Origin of the sequence: uncultured Parabacteroides sp., assembly GCF_905196875.1 — a bacterium.
Lineage (GTDB): Bacteria > Bacteroidota > Bacteroidia > Bacteroidales > Tannerellaceae > Parabacteroides.
Map to the genome: position 1 here is coordinate 1 of NZ_CAJJWO010000032.1, position 18,588 is coordinate 18,588.

Below are 18,588 nucleotides of genomic sequence, written 5' to 3' on the forward strand. Positions count from 1 at the left end.
CACAAGCCGTAGATGTCGGTGGATTCAACTATCAGATCGAAAGTTACGACCGCTTCCACGAAGAAAACCCGGACCTACCGCTAACCAGTACGGAAGACGGTTCCGCTTTCATGATCCGTGGCGAATATGTAACAGACAGGTCAAAGAACCTGATGGACTCATACGACACACAGTGTGCCGACTGGGGAGCAACACATCGCAGAGCCTGGAAAGCCGTAGCAGAACGTCCCTGGATGGCCGGTTGCTTCTACTGGACCGGGTTCGATTATCATGGCGAACCCACTCCGTTCAGATGGCCTTCCGTCAGCTCTTTCTTTGGCATTATGGACTTATGCGGATTCCCAAAAATGGCTTATTACCTGCATCAGGCACAATGGGTAAAAGATAAACCTGTTCTGGAACTGGTACCTCATTGGAACTGGCCAGCCGATTCCATCGGAAAGCCCATCAAAGTGATGGCTTTAAGCAACGCCGACAAGGTAAAACTATTACTGAACGGTAAAGAAATCTCCGAACAAACGGTAGATCCGTACGAAATGAATACCTGGTCTGTCCCTTACAAACCGGGAAAACTGGAAGCGATCGGTTACAAAAATGGAAAGATTGTTTCACGTACCAAAGTGGAAACAACCAAAGAAGCCGTTCAGGTTCGCCTGACTCCTGACCGCAACAGCCTGGCAGGTGATGGCCGGGACGCTATGCCTATAACTGTTGAAGTTGTAGACTCTAAAGGTCGCCACGTACCGACAGCCGATAACAGGATCGAATTCACCGTTGCAGGTCCGGCAAAAATCATTGGTTTAGGAAATGGTAATCCGAACTGCCATGAACCGGAAAAAGGAAACAAACGCAGCCTGTTCTATGGTCTTGCCCAGGTTATCATCCAGAGCATGGAAGGTTCCGGGCCGATCACCCTGACAGCCTCGACTCCGGGATTGAAACCGGCAACCATCACGATCAATGCCACCCAGGCAGCCCTTGCCCCATTCGTTCCGGCAGAAAATCCGCCGATGTTACTGAATAAATGGGCGGCCTCTCCCCTTTCTACAGAAAAGCCCGATGCCACTCGCCAGATAGCAGATAACGATATGAATAGCTGGCAGCCTATTTCCGGCGGTGATCTGATTAAGTTGGAGAATGCCAACTTCGTTATTTTACGTGCTACATTCAATCCTTATCAGGCTCATCGGGAAGAAGGCGGAAGTATCCTGTTCAAACAATTGTCAGGGAAAGCCGAAATCTGGCTCAACAGCCAACTGATCGGCTCTAAAACAACAGATAAGGAAGAAGATTTCACGGTTGTATTCCCGGCAGTCAAAGATAGATGCGACCTACGTGTCCTGCTGAATGGTACAGCGGGTGAAGCTGTAGGCTTAAAAGGCAATGTAACAGTCCGGACGAAACGGGCTACAAAATAATAAGTGAAATAAAGGCCTGACGAAACAAATCCGTCAGGCCTTTTTTATATCTATTATAGAACTTATCTAACCAGCTTCAACTCTTCGATCAGACGCGGGCATTTTCCCCATTTGTCGATCATATAAAGTACATATCGGATATCGACGGCAATACAACGTTGCAGATCCGGTTCAAAAGCGATATCACCGCTCATCGCTTCCCAGTTTCCATCGAAAGCAAGGCCGATCAAACGGGCGTTTTTATCGAATACCGGGCTACCAGAGTTACCGCCTGTGATGTCGTTGTTCGACAGGAAGCAAAGCTGCAATTCACCCTTTTCATTGGCATACTGGCCAAAGTCTTTGCTGCGGATCAGGTCGAGGATCTCAGGTTGTACCCAGAACTCGTCATCTTCCGGATTCTCTTTTTCCAGGATTCCTTTCTCTGTTGAATAATAGTCATACCAGGCTGCATCATACGGATGGTATCCGCCGATGGAACCGTAGCTCAGGCGCATGGTAAAGTTTGCATCCGAAGAAAGAGCCTGGTCAGGATACATTTCTTTGAGTCCTGCAAAATAAAGGCGCTCACCTTTTTCAATATCGTAATGAGCGTCTCCCATCAATTGCTGCAACTCGAACAGGGAGATCAATGTAGACAGGCTTAACTCTGCTGCCGGATCTTTCTTCAGTTTGGCATACAATTTCGGATTCTTGAGCATCTTCTCTATATTATCATACGATAAGAGTGAGGTCTTTTTAAAGACATCCGCTGCATACTTAGCGTAGTTTCCTTTGTATTTCTTATCTACTTTCTTATATATGTCCGGAAGATACTGAGCCGGAACACGTTCTTTAGCCACTTTCATCATGGCAGCCAGCACCTTCTGGTCGAGCGCAGCGTCATAATCCTTAAAGAAGGGTTTGATCTTATCTTCCAGGATCAGGTCTATTTCTTCCGGAGTGGAACCGCTCACATCTACACTCTGCACCATACGCGCCAGACGTACAATTTCAGTGCCGCTGACAAATGCTTCCATCAGGTAAGTCGACACATTCTTATATTCGTCGGTCGAAGTATAGCCTTTTTCCAGCAGGCTCAATACCTCACCATACTTTGCTTTACGTTCCGGAGTCTGGTCTACCCACTTGGCAAAAGCAGCTTCTTCCTCCTTCTTACGGTCCAGTACATTCAGGTTTGCCAAGCCACGGTTCATTCCGATCGAGTTTTTCCAATAATTGGAGCTACCTGCATATTTAGAGGCATATTTGATACGCACTTCGTCGCTGGCCGACATGGCTTCTTTCCAGATAGCCTGTTTAACGCCACGAACATCGATACGGGGTTTGTTGCTGTCTTCGATACGCTGTTTCACACCCCATGAAGACAAATAGCGGTCGGTGCTCCCCGGGAAGCCGATCGTCATGGCATAATCCTTATCCTGATATCCCTGAAGAGACACTTCGGCTACATACTTCGGGCTATAAGGTTTGTTATCCTTGTTATATTCGGCCGGTTTGTTATTGGCATCGGCATATACACGGAAAACAGAGAAATCGCCTGTGTGACGCGGCCACATCCAGTTGTCGGTATCACCACCGAACTTACCTACGGAGCTGGGCGGAGCAAATACCATACGAACGTCGTTAAACACATCGTATACAACCAGGAAATACTTATTATTATTATAGAAAGGCACTACATCGGCAGCCTGAAATTCTGTGTTTCCGATAGAATCACAAATAACCTGTCCGATAGAGTCGGCAGCGGCCAGACGAAGATATTCTTCTTCAATATTATTGATTTCACTGTTGATACGATCACTTACATCCACTGTTTCACGCAGGTAACGCACACTTAGCCCCGGAACAGGCAATTCTTCTTCTTTGGCCTGAGAGACGAAACCATCTTTCAAATAGTCGTGCTCAACACTACTCAACTGTTGGATCGAACCGAAACCACAATGGTGATTGGTAAAAACCAACCCTTCTTCCGATACGGTAATCCCAGTACATCCACCACCAAAAATAACAACAGCGTTGGCCACACACGGGTCAGTTTCACTGTAAAGCTGCTTGTAGGACGGGACAAATCCCAGTTCCTGCATTCTCGCCAGATTCTGTTTGTTTAATTCCTTCAGAACCCACATACCCTCATCGGCATATACCTGGCCTGCAGCAATCAGAAGCAGTAAAACTGCCCACACCTTCTTCATAAAATTCATTCTTTTATTTATTCTATTAGTAATTTGATATTCTTCGCGTTCACACGTGCTCCGAGCCACTCCCGGATCTTTTGTTGTTCTTTTTCATTGATACGCTCTTTGCTTTTCAGGTAAACCAGCATGACTGTATCTTGCTTCATGCTATCGGTACTCACAATATAGGTATTTGAACAGGATGCCTCAAGGACAGCCGGGAACAGGACTTTCATTTCAGGGATCAACTCCGAAGTGATGCGTGATGCGGTTTGATACCGGTCTACCGTTCGCTTCAACGAATCGATCTGTATGGATTGCACACGGAGCACTTCTTCACTATTTTTATAAAGATCCCGCATCAACATACTCTTCAGTTCGTTGATATCTGTGGCCTCCTGACCAAAACCTTGCTGGACGACTAACGAAACATCTTTCAAGCCATATTTACGAAGTCGGCTCCGGGCTATTTCAATCATCGGGTCCGGTACATTTTCCCCGATCAATACAACCTTTACCTCTTTTTTCTCACTCGTATCCGTTACCGTTTTGCTCAATATCTGCGTATTCGGGAAAGCTAATTCTTCCGCCACAAAATTGGTAACCCGGTCATTGAAGTAACTGGAGCGGATCAGGTTATAACTCAGAAAAAGACTGGGAACAATGGTAAAAAAGACGATTACACCGACATACCGTGTCACCACTTTTTCCCGTTGCTTATCAAGAAAGATCTTTTTAGGATATTTAAGAAGCCGGACTACCAGAAAAGTAGCAAGACTGATAAATACCGTATTGATAAAATAGAGATAAAAAGCGCCGAAGAAATAATAAAGGTTTCCGCTGGCTAATCCGAAACCAGCCGTACAAAGAGGCGGCATCAAAGCCGTTGCAATAGCCACACCCGGAATAACATTCCCCTTACTTTTTGTCGAGCTAGCTACAATTCCGGCCAATCCACCAAAGAAAGCGATCAGCACATCGTACACGGTCGGTTGCGTACGCGCTAACAATTCGCTTTGTGCTTCACTGATCGGAGAGATAAGAAAAAACAAGGTGGAGGTAATCACACTAAAGACCGTAGCCGTAGCAAAATTGCGGAAAGAACGTTTGATCAGTTCATAATCGTAGATACCCAAACCAAGACCGAATCCCATAATTGGTCCCATCAGCGGAGAGATTAACATCGCACCGATAATCACCGCCGTAGAGTTCGTGTTCAAACCCAAAGACGCGACGAAAGTTGCAAATATTAAAACCCAAAGATTGGTACCTTTAAAGTCAATACCTTTTTTTATGGATTCTACCGTTTCAAGTTCATCTTCTTTTTCCTGACGGACATCAAAATTACGAACAAAGAAGTCTCTTATTTGCTTGTGTAACACTCCTTTTTCCATCCCACTCTCTTGTATTGATAAATACTCCGACTAATAGCCTCACCTTAATCGTGCAAAGATAGAAATTGTATATCGAAATAAAAAATAAGAAGTGTGAACAAGAATAAGTTGAACAAATTCGAAAGACTAGTTGATTTTCATTAACTTTGCAAATAATCGACAAAAGGGTCCCGAAAAGGTGCTTTTCTAAATATTTATATAAAAATGAAACGCTGCTTAATTCTGACATACATGCTTATTAATATGGTCTTTGCTGTAGCCAATAATGCTACGACGAAAGATGCTTTGAGCACGAGCCTAAAGTCCGCATCCTCAACAGAAGAAAAGCTGGAGATATTGACTAATCTGATGGATATCTCTCGGCAGGAGGAACAAGTGGGATACGCAAAAGAGCTATACAAGAAAGCACTCGCCGCAAACAACGATCATTATAAAGAAGTAGCTCTCACAGAAATACTCCGTTTTTATGTCAACAACGACATTAAAGACAGTACCAATGTGTACATGGAAAAAGCCAAGCTGGAATTGAAAGGAAAAGCACGTGACTTTCTGGTGACTTATATGCAAACGATCATCGATGTACGCGTCGTTTTTTACACGGAAGGGGAAGAGAGAAAGAAATTGATAGAACAATACCAACTCAAGCTGGAAACAGATAAGAAGCTTACGTCCCTTGAAAAAATGTCGATCAACTACGTGCTGGGGATGGCTTACAGCAACCGTGTCGAGCCGGGCAATGAAGAAGAGTTACAAAAAATGGTAAGTGAGCGGTTTAAGGAAGTGATCGCCCTTTCGGAAAATATACCGTTACAATACTCATATTTATTCCGCCTGAACTCATTCAGCATTCTGACTCTTTATTCACCCGATACGTCGGAGCAGATAAAGTATGCAATCCGTTATCTGGATATGCAGAAAGAATATGCAGATACAGAAGAGATGAAAAAACGTCCTTACATCACAAAACGGCACCTGTTGAATGCCTATTCTTCCCTGGCCCTTTCTGCCAAAACACTTGGAAAAGATATAGCGACTACCTATTATCGGCATTTCATGGAACTGAACAGTAAATATCCTGAAGATGCCGCATTCTCCGCTGAATACGAACGTTATTATACCTCACTGAATTTTTATCGATTAATCAACGAATACCCTAAAGCAATACGGTATTGCGACTCCGTTATCCATTATTTCCGTAATTCAGGTTTAAAGATCGACCTGTCGGAGCATGTCGTATCGACGCTCAAGGAAAAAATAGATATGCTGGATAGCCTTCACCTGTATAAAGATGCTTTCTATGCTCACAAAGAATACACTGCCTTGTTAGACTCTGCACGAGTGAAGAATATAAAAGACAAACTGGAAGACCTGGAAATCAAGAAGCGGGTGGATGAATTGGTTATTGAAAAGAAAGCACTGGAAATCGATTTACAAAAAAGTCACAACCAGCTTTATCTGTTTTCGTCCTTATTTATTCTGGCTATCAGTTTTGCCGTTTTCGTTGCTTTCCGTTTATGGAAAATCAACTCCTTATATAAGAAATTACAGGAATCGAACCGTCAGGTTATTCTCGCCAGTGAAAAGGCGCAGGAAAGTGAGAAGATGAAGAATGCGTTCATTAAGAACATGTGCCATGAGGTTCGTACACCTTTAAATGCAATCAACGGCTTCGCCGAACTGATCACGACTGAAGACATTTCCCCTGAGGAAAAACAAGAGTTCAGTAAGATTATCTTCGAAAACTGTAATCATATTACTTCCATGATGAACAGTGTGCTGGAGATCGCCCAGTTGGATAGTAATAAAGAAGATATTCCATTGTCAGCAGTTAATATCCACCTGCTTTGTTCCTGTGAAATGGAACAGATTAAAAGACTTTACGGCAAACCGGAGATAGAATACAAACTCGAAGGTAATTGTGAAAAGGATCTGGCTTTCACCAATCAAAGTCATTTCAGCCTGGTCCTGTCGCATCTGCTAAACAATGCAAACAAATTTACAGAAAAAGGAAATATCACACTCTCTTACCACTCGGAAGAAGAGCAAAACCGGATGATTGTAAGCATTACGGATACGGGCTGCGGTATTTCACCGGATAAACGCGAATGGATATTCGAACGGTTCACCAAAGCGGACGATTTCGTACCGGGATCAGGACTGGGATTATATCTATGCCGCCAGATCGCCCACCGGATGAAAGGGAACATCTGCGTAGACCCGGATTACACGACCGGCCTGCGCATCATTCTGACAATCCCGATCAAACCGGAATAAGTCTATTTCTTTTTGGCGAAATAACGTCCTACATAAGGTAGTTCCTGTAACGGAAGATCCCGTTTGACCACAATACCTACAAACAAGCAAAGTAACAAGGTACGGTAACCCAGACGCAAAATCTCCGATTCAATCGTAGGCAACATGCCGGCCAAATAAAAAGCAGCAGCCAGAACGGAATAGATCAAGGCCGACTTAATATCATATTGGATCGGGAATTTCTTCTGCCCGATAATATAGGAAAGTGCCATCATAATCAGGTTACTTGCAAAAGAGGCCCAGGCACATGCCATATATCCGTATGTCCGGGCGAACAGTGCTATGATCAAAATCGTAGTAACACACCCTATCGTAGAGAAATAGGCGCCCCAACGGGTCTGATCGATCAATTTATACCAGAACGACAAGTTAAAATAGATCCCGAAGAACAGTTCCCCCAACATGACAATAGGGACGACACGCAAGCCTGGATAATAGGTAGAAGGTACAAAATGTTTAAATATATCAATATAGAACATTACACCCAGGAATATGATCAAGGCGAAAATAATAAAATACTTCATTGCTTCCGAATAAGACTTTTTACTATCATCGTCTTTGTTCTTCGCAAAGATAAACGGCTCGTAAGCATAACGGAAAGCCTGGGTAAACATGACCAACACGACTGCTATTTTAAAACAGGCACCATATATCCCCAATTCTGTATTTGCCAATTCTTTATCCTCAAACAGGAACGGAAATAATATCTTATCTGCCGTTTGATTGAAAATACCAGCGATCCCCAAAATCAATATAGGAAAAGAATAACTAAGCATCTGCCGAAGTAAAACGAAACTTGCTTTCTCACGCAAACCCGGAACCATATCTGGTATAAGCAAAAGGAAGGTAACTGCCGAAGTTATCACATTAGCAATAAAGATATATCCTACCTGATAATCCGGAATATAGAACCAGTTAACCGAAGCCGGCATATGTTCAGCCAACCACGGACAAGCTATTAAAAAGAAAAGAACCAAAATTATGTTCAGGAAGATATTGAATAACTTTAAAGAGGCAAAACGTATCGCTTTCCCCTGATACCTCAGAAAAGCAAACGGGATACAACAAAAAGCATCTACAGCGACAATTCCCGCCATCATACCTACAAACTCAGGGGTTGAAGCATACCCTAAAGAACTACTGATCGGATTCAGTGCATTAAAAATAATAACTAAAAATAGTACAGAAGTAGAAGCTATACTAAACATCGTCGTCGCATAAACCCGCATAGGAAGCGTTATCTCTTTCTTATTCATAAAACGGAAAAAACCGGTTTCCATCCCATAAGTAAGTATCACCATCAACAATGCCGTCCATGCATACAAATTCGTCACGATTCCATAGTCACTTTGTGTCGTTAGCACCCGCGTGTACATAGGCACCAGCATCCAGTTCAGGAACTTTCCGACAATACTACTAACGCCATAAATCGCAGTCTCTCCTGCGAGCCGTTTCATTCCTCCAGCCATAACTTTTTTCAGTCAAATAAAAATCCTTGTTCTTCGCCCCTTTTCCGTCCGAGATGTGTGTAGGCAAGGTCGGTGACCTCACGTCCCCGTGGTGTTCGTTTGATAAACCCTTCTTTGATCAGGAAAGGTTCGTATACTTCTTCCAGCGTTCCGGGGTCTTCGCCTAAAGCCGTAGCGATCGTTGTCAGGCCGACCGGCCCACCGTTGAATTTGTCTATAATCGTTGTCAGTAATTTATTATCGATCTGATCCAGACCGTAACGGTCAATATTTAAAGCTTCCAAAGCATAACAAGAAATCGCCTTGTCTATTTCGCCCGAACCTTTCACCTGCGCAAAATCACGTACGCGGCGAAGTAATGCATTGGCAATACGAGGCGTTCCACGGCTGCGTGAAGCAATCTCTTTGGCTGCGTTCAACTCGCATTTCACATTCAGGATATCGGCACTACGAAGCACAATCTTCGTCAGCGTCTCCATCTCATAATATTCCAGGTGCATATTGATCCCGAAACGGGCACGCAACGGGCTGGTCAGCAAACCGCTACGGGTCGTTGCACCAACCAGTGTAAAAGGAGCCAGATCTATCTGGATAGAACGGGCGCTGGGCCCTTTATCGATCATAATATCGATCCGGTAATCTTCCATCGCCGAATAAAGATATTCCTCAACGATCGGACTCAATCGATGAATCTCATCGATAAAAAGAACATCATCCTTTTCCAGCGAAGTCAGCACCCCCGCCAAATCACCGGGTTTATCCAGCACCGGCCCGGAAGTGACTTTAAAGCCGACTCCCAGTTCATTAGCTATAATATTCGACAAAGTAGTTTTACCTAACCCTGGAGGACCATGCAGCAACACATGATCCAATGCCTCTTTACGCATACGGGCCGCCATCACGAAAATCTTCAGATTCTCAACCACCTTGGCCTGTCCGCTGAAATCATGAAAAGAAAGCGGGCGAAGTGCATTCTCATACTCACGCTCACTTTCAGGCATACGGGTATCCCTTATATCAAAATCGTCTTCCATATTCTTGCTCATTGACTGGCAAAGATAATAAATATATCGAATACAATTTCCTGCCTTTGTATTTGCATTTACCCTACGTACTAATTTGAATTAGTACCGCAACTAATCAACGGTCGATAACCATCAACCGATTGGCCGACAATTGTCAACCGTATGGCTGATGATTATGAACCATACGGCTGATAATTATCGGCCGCTAAAATATTCCGTTTGTTGATAGATATGTATAGGATAAGCATTGATAATGAAAGGTATGGTTTCATAGCCGAAATATAGGGATAATATCCGTTGGATACAACAATAAAATGAACTTAACGTTTACAAAACAATAAAGACTTATATAGAAAACAATAATTTGATAACAAAATGAAAACTATTAGAAACCTGTTATCCGTGTTTACCCTTTTTGTTTTAACCAGTTGTGCACCCAAAGTCATAACAGACATCGTTAAAGTTTATCCGGTGACGACACCTCCTGAAAACGTGCTCTTATATGAAGTAAATGATACAGTACCGAATACGGCAGAGGTAATCGGAAAAGTATCTGTAGTGGATAATGGTGCCTCAACAAAATGTAACTATGACCAGGTACTGGCACTGGCCAAGAAAGAAACATCCAAAAATGGAGGAAATGCGTTGGCACTTACCGACCATAAAGAACCCTCTATCTGGGGAAGCAGTTGCCATCAGATAGCAGGAATGATGCTCAATATAAGTGATACGGTAATCGATAGCTACCAACCAAACTCATTTATCGAAGCAAAGGAGATACGGACGGGGAAAGAAAGAAGAATGCGTCCCACAACAAATACCATCTACGCCAATATCGGATATGCCGGAATCATAAGTAAATATTATTTACCGTCGGGAGCTTCCGGAAATCCCAAAAGCGGCTTAGACTGGCAGATCGGGTATGAATGGGTTTCAAAGAGCGGTTTCGGTTTCGGAGTGATGTATTCGGGTTACCGGTCTTCCTATGATATATCGAGCAATACGATTAATGTGGGGCTTACCTATATTGCTCCGCAGTTTGTCCTGAAACAAAAGGTTAGTGAGAAATGGCAGTTCCGCGAAAGCGTCGGACTGGGATATTTCGGCTACCGGGAGTCGCTGAAAGGGGAAAGCGCTTCTTTATCCGGTCTCGGCTACAACTTCTCGCTGGGTGTGGAATATTTACTGAGCAGCCATGTCGGCATCGGTGCCAATCTGGGGTATCTCGGTGGTTCATTACCCGAGCAGGACGCGAGCTATAACAAACCGAAGGACGAACGGACGGGTATATTCCGCCTGACGTTCGATGCGGGAATTCGTTTTTACTTCTAAACGGAAGTAAATAAAATTTCCTACATTTGTTCCGGTAGATTTTAAAAACTCCTATATGAATAGTGCATTCCTTCGTTTCCGGCTTCGCCAGTTCGAAAAGTTTATCCGGGAAATACCTGTTATCTATCTGATCCTATTAACAGGTATTTTACTGATAGCCGGGATTGCGCTGTTTGAATTTTCAAAGGAACCGAAAGGGGGACTGACCACAGTCGCAGTCCTGCTGGCTCTTTTATCGCTGCTGCAATTGCGGAGGAAGGACTATCATTTCATTTTACATGCGGAAGAGAAGGCATGGAAAGTGTTTTGTGTGGATTATTTATTGCTATCGCTGCCGGTTATCCTCATTTTACTACTACATTTCTATTGGTATAGCGCGCTTATTATTCCGTTGGGTTGCGTAGGTATCAGTTTCATAAAACAGCCGTTTCATCGGACAAAACAAGGTGTATCCGTACCGAAATGGCTCCCCGCAGAGGCCTTCGAGATACGTTCGGGGATACGACAACACGGCGGCTTGCTGTTGGTTCTTTATATCAGTGCCTGGATCGGATTGTTTTTACCTTTTGCCTCATTGGCTTCACTCTGGTTTCTCACGGTCTTTATCTCTGAGATGTTTCGTTATTCGGAGTCTCAACAGATACTTTTTACGACGGAACTGCCTGCCAGACGTTTTCTGAACCGGAAATTGTTCTTAAACCTGAGACTGATCCTGTATGCGATAGTTCCGCTCTGCGTGGTATATGTCTGTTTATATCCGGCGCATTGGTGGCTGATACTCAGCGTCCTTATAGGGATCACACTGAATATCCTGTTATTCGTTACGACAAAATATGCTTATTACTGGCCGGATACAAAGATAACAGCAGGACAAGTCCCCATTACCATAGCGATGTTGAGTATATTTATGCCGATGCTCACACCTGTTATCCTTTTTTTCCTGATCAGAAACTATCTGGCAGCCTGCCGGAACTTAAATACTTACTTATATGCTTACAATCCGGAATCTGGAAGTTGAATATAAAAAGGAGTCCCTGATACTAAAAGGGATCGATCTATCGATGGAACCGGGTAAAATACACGGTATCGTCGGTCTGAACGGTGCGGGTAAAACCACTTTACTGAATACGCTGTACGGCTTTATTCGTCCGGTGAAAGGTGCTATCCTGTATGATGAAAGTCCTTTACAAAGGCGGGATATTGCCTATCTGGAAGCCGAAAACTATTTCTACCCTTATATGACAGGCCGCGAATATCTGAGTCTTTTCCCGGCTGGGAAAAACGGATTTCAGCCAGATGACTGGCAAAAGCTACTCTGCATCCCACTGGATGATATCACGGAGAACTATTCCACAGGGATGAAGAAGAAGCTGGCCCTGCTGGGTGTCCTCAAACCGGATAAGCCTGTCCTGATCCTGGACGAACCTTTCAACGGATTAGACCTGGAAAGTACCCATATACTGACACTTATCCTGCAACAGCTGCGGGAAAAAGGGAAAACGGTACTGGTCACTTCCCATGTTTTCGAAACATTGACATCCGGCTGCGACTATATCCACCATATCAACAACGGAACAATTGCACACAGTTATACCAAAGATCGATTCGGAATGCTCCAGCAACTGCTCTACTCCACCATAGAGCAACAGACAGGGGAACAGATAAAGGGGCTTATTTGATAGAGAGCACTGCTTAACCATTTAATAGAAAAAGTAGTACCGTAGCACAGTTGCATTACTTTGTCAGGCTGAATAAAAAAGCTGCCGGGCTTTTCGTAAAAAGGACGGCAGCTTTTCCTTAAAAGGGTTGCAGGTTTTATTCGGTAGTGATCGTCAACTGTTTTCCCTGCTTCAATAAATCGTGCGAGATAAACCAACCATCGATCTTCCGACCATCGTAAGAGATGTCCGTTATCTTTTGGCCGTTGCCCTTTTTAACGATCGTGAACCGGGTTTTATCACCCAGCGTAAATTTCACCTGGTCGAACAAAGGAACGGTTACGATGTATTCCGGATCTGCCGGCGAATAGGTGTATAAACCGATTGCGTTGAAGACATACCAGGAAGACATCTCACCGGCGTCATCCATTCCTGAATAAGCCAGTTTGTCCTTACCCATATCATAATAATGATTCATGATACTATCCAGCATACACTGTGCCTTTTCCTGCTTATCGATAAAGTAATAAGTATAAGGAATACTATGTCCGGGCTGGTTACCATGGCAATAATTACCGATGAAACCGGTCAAATTGTGGGCTTCATAGTTTCTCCAGGGCTCGGTAAAGAGCGAGTCGAGCTTCTGTTCAACGGCCTTTTTGCTGGGATAAAGAGCAATCATTCCTTCCGGATCATGGGGAGCAAAGAACAAAGACTGCCAGGCATTCGCTTCACGATACATATAGGCATAATAGGGATAGTAAGGATCGAAATCTTTGATCCAGCTGCCATCGGCTATCTTTCCACGCCAGAAACCGGTTTCCGGATCAAACAGGTTCTTATAGTTGCCGGTACGTTCCATCAACGTATTATAAGTACTTTCGTCTCCCAGTTCTTTGGCTAACAATGCGGTTGCATAATCGTCGTATGCATACTCGACGGTTTTCGTTACCGCAGCTTTGTATTCATCCCAGGTAGGGACATTGGTGGTATCTTTTTCTGCAATCCAGCCTTGTGCGATATATTCGTCCAGATACGGTCTGCCGCCTTTTCCCGGAACAGTCGCATTGTTCACCAACAATTTATAGGCACGGTTCAGATCAAAGTCTTTCAATCCGCGCAGATAGTTACCGGCTACAAAAGCAGAAGCATGATCGCCGTGGAAGAAAGTCGGCATATAGCCACCACGCTTTTCTCCTTTATCGGTAATCGATTTGATCACGTCTACCGTTACATCCGGAGAGATCATTCCCAGTAAGATCAGCTTATTGCGGTAATCGTCCCAGAAAGACGGGTCGGTATAATAACGGAAACCATTATTTACCACATTGCCCTTCACATCCGTATATTCCCCGTTCACATCGCTACGCAACACCGGCCAGAGGAAAGAACGATAAAGGCAGGAATAAAAAATACCCTTCTCACGTTCCGTACCGCCTGTCACTTCTATATTAGACAACAGCTTTTCCCAGGTCTTATCAGCCTCTCCGCTAACCTGTGCGAAGCTTTTATCCATCATCTCCTTCTCCAGGTTCATCTTTGCATTATCGACGCTTACGAAAGAGAAACCGATCTTTAGTTCCAGAGGCTTGTTTCCTTTGCTGTCGGCAAAGTTGACGACCGAAACCTCGTGTTCACCGTTCTTTACCTGTTCGATATCATCGATCTTATAATTAGAAACCGCATAGAAACGGATATTTCCTTCCGCATCCTGATTACCGGAGAAGGTATAATCGTCCACTTTCTGAATGCTCCAGTCTCTCACACCGTTGTTCGTACGTGTGATATCGACCAATACTTTCTTATCGTCTTCCGGACGGAAAGTATATTTATGATAAGCGCAACGAAGCGTAGAGGTCAGCTCTGCATTGACACCGTATCTCTCCAAAAATACCTGATAATATCCGGGGCGGGCCGATTCGTTGGTATGACTGTATTTTGAAGCATAATCGTCGGAAGAGACATCGCCCGTCACCGGCAGGATCGGAAGATGCAACAGGTTCCAATGCCCCTTATTGGTATGCGAGAAGCCATAGATAACGGTATCTTCATACTGGTAACCGGCTCCGCTACGGAACTGGGTGACAGGGCTTAACTGAACCATCGCATTCGGGACGGAAGAGCCGGGAAAGACTTCCGCTCCCCAGGTTCTCGTCTTCAGATGACGTTCGTACCCTAAATCTTTCGTTTCCCAAAGGGTTGCCGTCCCCAGGAAAGGATTCACATAATTTGTCAGTCGTTTATCGGGCTGGCAACTTACCATAAAGGCCAGTGACAGGAAGCCCGCTAAAAAATAGCTTTTCATGTTATTTATTATTTAATAGTGCGGCGGCTTCAATCAGCATACAGCCGCTTAACTGCTCAGTCAACCCGGTAGATGCTCCCGGGGCTGTCCCCCAATAGATTCCGAATAAAACACTCGATTTATTTGTCCCCCGCGTCCAGAGCGCTTCTGCATTTACGTTCAGAAATTGCATATATCGCCGTTTGGCTGCAACATCCAAACGATCCTGTTGGATCAGTTCTACAAAATAACGAATAAAAATCCCTTTAAACAATCCTCCATCCCCTGATCCTTCGTCTTTGAGGATAGAATTATTCACCAATGTGCTGATTGTATAATCGGCTGCTAAAACGGCATCGTTCAGATAGCTTTTTTCTCCCAAGATCTTATACAATTCTACTGCCGAACCGATGAATGTTCCTTCATTGTAAGTAAATATCCAATCTTTCTGTATCTCTCCGGTATTGCTGTTTATATTATCATACACCATCCCGTTTTTACTGTTGAACAAGGTACTTTTCTCCCAGTTATAGATCTTGAGCGCCCACTCCTTGTCGGCTTCGTTTCCGAATTCCTGAAACAGACGGGCTGCCAGGATGCAGGCCGGGCCGTTCGAACAGGCATTTTTACTGTACTCCTTCCCTTTCACCCAGGTTATACCTCCCCCGGCATTCGTATTCCAGCCGACTTTGATATACTCCCAGATCTGCAAGGCCGCTTCTTTGTACTTCTGGTCTTTAGTGACCTGATAGGCACGAAGGATAGCCAGTGCATTCCACTCCATGTCATCATAAAAGTCATTCCTGAAAGTATTGCCGTTCTTTACCTTCACGCCTTCAAACCATTGATCGAAATAGGTCTTGTACTTCGCATCCCCGGTACGCAGGCTGGCATCTACCAACACATCCAATGCGTGGGCCTGGGGCCAGTAATGGAAAGTTTCATTCCCGTTGCTGTCATAATTAAAATACTTTCCTCCGGCATTCCAGAAAGAGTTGACCAATGCAGTGGTACTGCTATCGGCGGCGGCATACCAGTCGATGCCTTCACCTTCATCGGGATTCACCGGATTATTGTCGTCGTCGCCACATGCCCAAAACCAAAGGGGGAGAAATAAGAAAAGGAGAATATTCTTCATGTTATTATCTTTACTCAAGTAAAAAAGAAGAACCGGAAATGAGGTAAACCTCTTTTATTGTAACAGAAATTCCCGGTTCTTCTTGTCTTTTACTCTGGATTATTTAACTATCGTATGTGTATAAGGCTGATCAGCCGTCAGATAAATAGTATAAGTTGCCGGAACACCATCAAAGTCTCCCATCAGCTTCCATTTATTTTCCCACTGGGAAGTCTCATTAAACATTTGCAGGTAGTAATACGTTTCGGGGCTGGACGCCGTCGGACGTGAGTCGGTCTGGTTCAATGTTCCCCAATCGACTTCCTTCTCTGCATCGGCACCATTATTTTCCTGAATAAACATTCTGAACTTATAACGTTCGTCTTTACCCCAGCTCTCTTCCTTGAAGTTCACGGTTGCCTTTGCCTGGAATACACCATAACCTACATAAGGCAGTTCAAACAGGATTTTATCGTCCGGACAGAAATAGAAGCCGATCTTATTGACCAGTGTATAGGTACAAGCACCGGTGTTAAAGTCTAATGTGATCCGGTAGACACCATCTTTAGGAACTGTTGTCGCTCCATTTTCCTTAATAACGCCGTCGGCTGTATAGAATACTCTTGTCGTTCCTGATTTGCCGTCAGTAAAATTGAATGATTTACCGGCTGCCAGCTTGGTATATACTTCAAACTCGCCACCTGCTACCGCTTTCATTTTATGTGCCTTTGCCAGGTCTGCACCGCCTTCGGAAGCTTCACCGGTTACATATACATCGATAGGAACATCTTCAAATCCGGCTAGGCGGGTAACTGTGATCTTGTTTTCCACACTCGATTTCATGCTTTGCATTCCTTTGGTAGAGAATACAGTCCATTTGAATGTGCCTGTATCGGCAGGTTTAATACCTACTTTTCCTGCAATCTGATTCAACATTTTATGAGTAACGGTTGCAAAATTGTTGTACCCGTTATTATTAGCAGACATCACATAAACAGGTTTTGAAAAGTCACCGTCCGCTTTATCAAAAGCAATCTGATAAAGAGCCGTACCGGCTTCTTCCGCATTGGCTGCATTCCATTCAAAATAGACACTGGCCGATGCAGATGCTTCCAGCACAACCGATTTGCCATCCGCAGGTTCGAGCAATGTATTCACACTTGCCAAACGACCGTCAGTGTCTCCCATATTATCATTACATCCCATGAATACCAGCGCAACAGAGCTGACAAGCATCAGTTTTTTTAATATCGCTTTCATAATTCTTCCTTTTTATTTGATTACTAAATTATGAGTATATTCACCTTGCGTATTCAAAGAGAATGTGATATCGTATGTTTTATCGCTCCAACCATCGGTAGCCGGAGTTTTCCAGACTTCATTGTTCGTCCACTGTTCTACATTCGTCTTTTCCGCCATATAATAATACTCATCGTTTCCGGTCGGCTTACTATCGTTGTTGATGGCAGCTCTCCATTCGGTTTCTCCGTCGGAGCTTTCCATTCTGAACTTATACCGGTCGTCTGTATTATCACTGTCCGTCAAACCAGTAACCGTGTAACCGTTCAATGCCCAGACTCCAAGTCCCTGGTAATCGAGTTCGATCTCTTTCTGCGACCAGTTCAGGAACCATTTTACTTTGGTTACTTCTTTAGAGGTAAACGAACCGGCATTGAAATCGATGTAATATTTATAGATACCTGTCTTAGCAGCCGTAACACTACCGCCTTCAACCAATTTCTCACCGTTCAATGAATATTCGGTCGGAGTACCTGTATTGGCACTAACGAACTTGAATGATTTGCCTTCTGTAAGTTTTATGAATACTTCGAATTCACCGTCGGCAACCTTCTTCATAACCATAGCTTTATCCAGATCAGCTCCCACTTCCGTTGCTTCACCGGTGATATACAACTGGCTCGGCACTTCGGCAAATCCGGCCAGACGGGTAAGGGTCAGCGTACGTTCCTCTTCCGCCCTTACGGGGTTGATACCTTTAGAGGCATATACTGTCCATTTCAATGTACCCTGGGCAGCAGATTCGATACCGGCCAAAGCGGCGATCTGGTTTAATTGCTTGTGGGTAATTGTAGCATGGTTACTACCACCATTATTATCGGCTGTGGAAATATAAACAGGGTCTGAAAAGTCGCCGTCTGTTTTATCGAAGACTACTTCATACAACACTACTCCACCGTCTTCAGCCAGAGAGGGTTCCCATTCGAAATATAAAGAAGCGGATGCTGATGGTTGCAGAACGACTGCCTTACCGTTATCCGGTTCGTATAATGTTTTTACTGCGGTCACGCCTAGATCTCTCACTTCGCCGTCACTGCTACAGGCAGTAAAAGCCAGGATGAAAGAAAAAAGCATCGCATATGTTATAGATATTGCTTTCATA

Annotated in this window: 13 protein-coding genes; 5 read left to right on the forward strand and 8 right to left on the reverse strand. The window is 44.2% G+C overall.

Annotation, left to right across the window (positions count from 1 at the left end):
• On the forward strand, positions 1–1,418 hold a 1,418-nt coding region (locus tag QZ076_RS12050; protein ID WP_293713556.1), incomplete at its 5' end, for a DUF4982 domain-containing protein.
• 62 nt (positions 1,419–1,480) lie between these two features.
• Here QZ076_RS12050 and QZ076_RS12055 read toward each other — a convergent pair.
• The gene (locus QZ076_RS12055; RefSeq protein WP_365325520.1) at positions 1,481–3,613 is read right to left on the reverse strand and encodes a S46 family peptidase; all 2,133 of its coding nucleotides are present in this window, start codon (positions 3,611–3,613) and stop codon (positions 1,481–1,483) included.
• A 17-nt stretch (positions 3,614–3,630) separates the two neighbouring features.
• Entirely contained in the window at positions 3,631–4,989 is a 1,359-nt protein-coding gene (locus QZ076_RS12060; RefSeq protein WP_293713558.1) for a TIGR00341 family protein, read from the reverse strand.
• A 204-nt stretch (positions 4,990–5,193) separates the two neighbouring features.
• On the opposite strand from QZ076_RS12060, the gene QZ076_RS12065 reads away from it, so the two are divergent.
• Positions 5,194–7,263, forward strand: a complete 2,070-nt coding sequence (locus QZ076_RS12065; RefSeq protein WP_293713559.1) for a HAMP domain-containing sensor histidine kinase — start codon at positions 5,194–5,196, stop codon at positions 7,261–7,263.
• Positions 7,264–7,265: 2 nt separating this feature from the next.
• Here QZ076_RS12065 and QZ076_RS12070 read toward each other — a convergent pair whose 3' ends face one another.
• Together QZ076_RS12070 and ruvB are read right to left on the reverse strand one after the other, a co-directional pair.
• Positions 7,266–8,771 (reverse strand): oligosaccharide flippase family protein, encoded by a 1,506-nt coding sequence (locus QZ076_RS12070; RefSeq protein ID WP_293713560.1) that lies wholly within the window; start codon positions 8,769–8,771, stop codon positions 7,266–7,268.
• A gap of 8 nt (positions 8,772–8,779) precedes the next feature.
• Complete coding sequence (gene ruvB / locus QZ076_RS12075; RefSeq protein ID WP_293713589.1) at positions 8,780–9,805, reverse strand: Holliday junction branch migration DNA helicase RuvB; 1,026 nt, start codon at positions 9,803–9,805, stop codon at positions 8,780–8,782.
• A gap of 366 nt (positions 9,806–10,171) precedes the next feature.
• Here ruvB and QZ076_RS12080 point away from each other — a divergent pair, with 366 nt between their 5' ends.
• Genes QZ076_RS12080 through QZ076_RS12090 form a run of 3 tightly spaced genes read left to right on the forward strand, consistent with a single transcriptional unit; the run spans position 10,172 to position 12,807 of the window.
• Complete coding sequence (locus QZ076_RS12080) at positions 10,172–11,128, forward strand: outer membrane beta-barrel protein (RefSeq protein ID WP_293713561.1); 957 nt, start codon at positions 10,172–10,174, stop codon at positions 11,126–11,128.
• A gap of 55 nt (positions 11,129–11,183) precedes the next feature.
• Positions 11,184–12,146 (forward strand): hypothetical protein, encoded by a 963-nt coding sequence (locus QZ076_RS12085; protein WP_293713562.1) that lies wholly within the window; start codon positions 11,184–11,186, stop codon positions 12,144–12,146.
• Complete coding sequence (locus tag QZ076_RS12090; RefSeq protein WP_293713563.1) at positions 12,118–12,807, forward strand: ATP-binding cassette domain-containing protein; 690 nt, start codon at positions 12,118–12,120, stop codon at positions 12,805–12,807. The genes QZ076_RS12085 and QZ076_RS12090 overlap by 29 nt, the downstream gene beginning before the upstream one ends.
• A gap of 136 nt (positions 12,808–12,943) precedes the next feature.
• On the opposite strand, the gene QZ076_RS12095 is transcribed toward QZ076_RS12090, so the two are convergent.
• The 4 genes from QZ076_RS12095 to QZ076_RS12110 form a co-directional block, all read right to left on the reverse strand.
• Positions 12,944–15,091, reverse strand: coding sequence for a GH92 family glycosyl hydrolase (locus QZ076_RS12095; RefSeq protein WP_293713564.1), 2,148 nt, complete (start codon positions 15,089–15,091; stop codon positions 12,944–12,946).
• A gap of 1 nt (position 15,092) precedes the next feature.
• Entirely contained in the window at positions 15,093–16,208 is a 1,116-nt protein-coding gene (locus QZ076_RS12100; protein ID WP_293713565.1) for a glycoside hydrolase family 76 protein, read from the reverse strand.
• A gap of 99 nt (positions 16,209–16,307) precedes the next feature.
• Positions 16,308–17,447 (reverse strand): SusE domain-containing protein, encoded by a 1,140-nt coding sequence (locus QZ076_RS12105; protein ID WP_293713566.1) that lies wholly within the window; start codon positions 17,445–17,447, stop codon positions 16,308–16,310.
• Positions 17,448–17,459: 12 nt separating this feature from the next.
• Positions 17,460–18,587 (reverse strand): SusE domain-containing protein, encoded by a 1,128-nt coding sequence (locus QZ076_RS12110; RefSeq protein WP_293713567.1) that lies wholly within the window; start codon positions 18,585–18,587, stop codon positions 17,460–17,462.
• Position 18,588 lies beyond the last annotated feature (1 nt).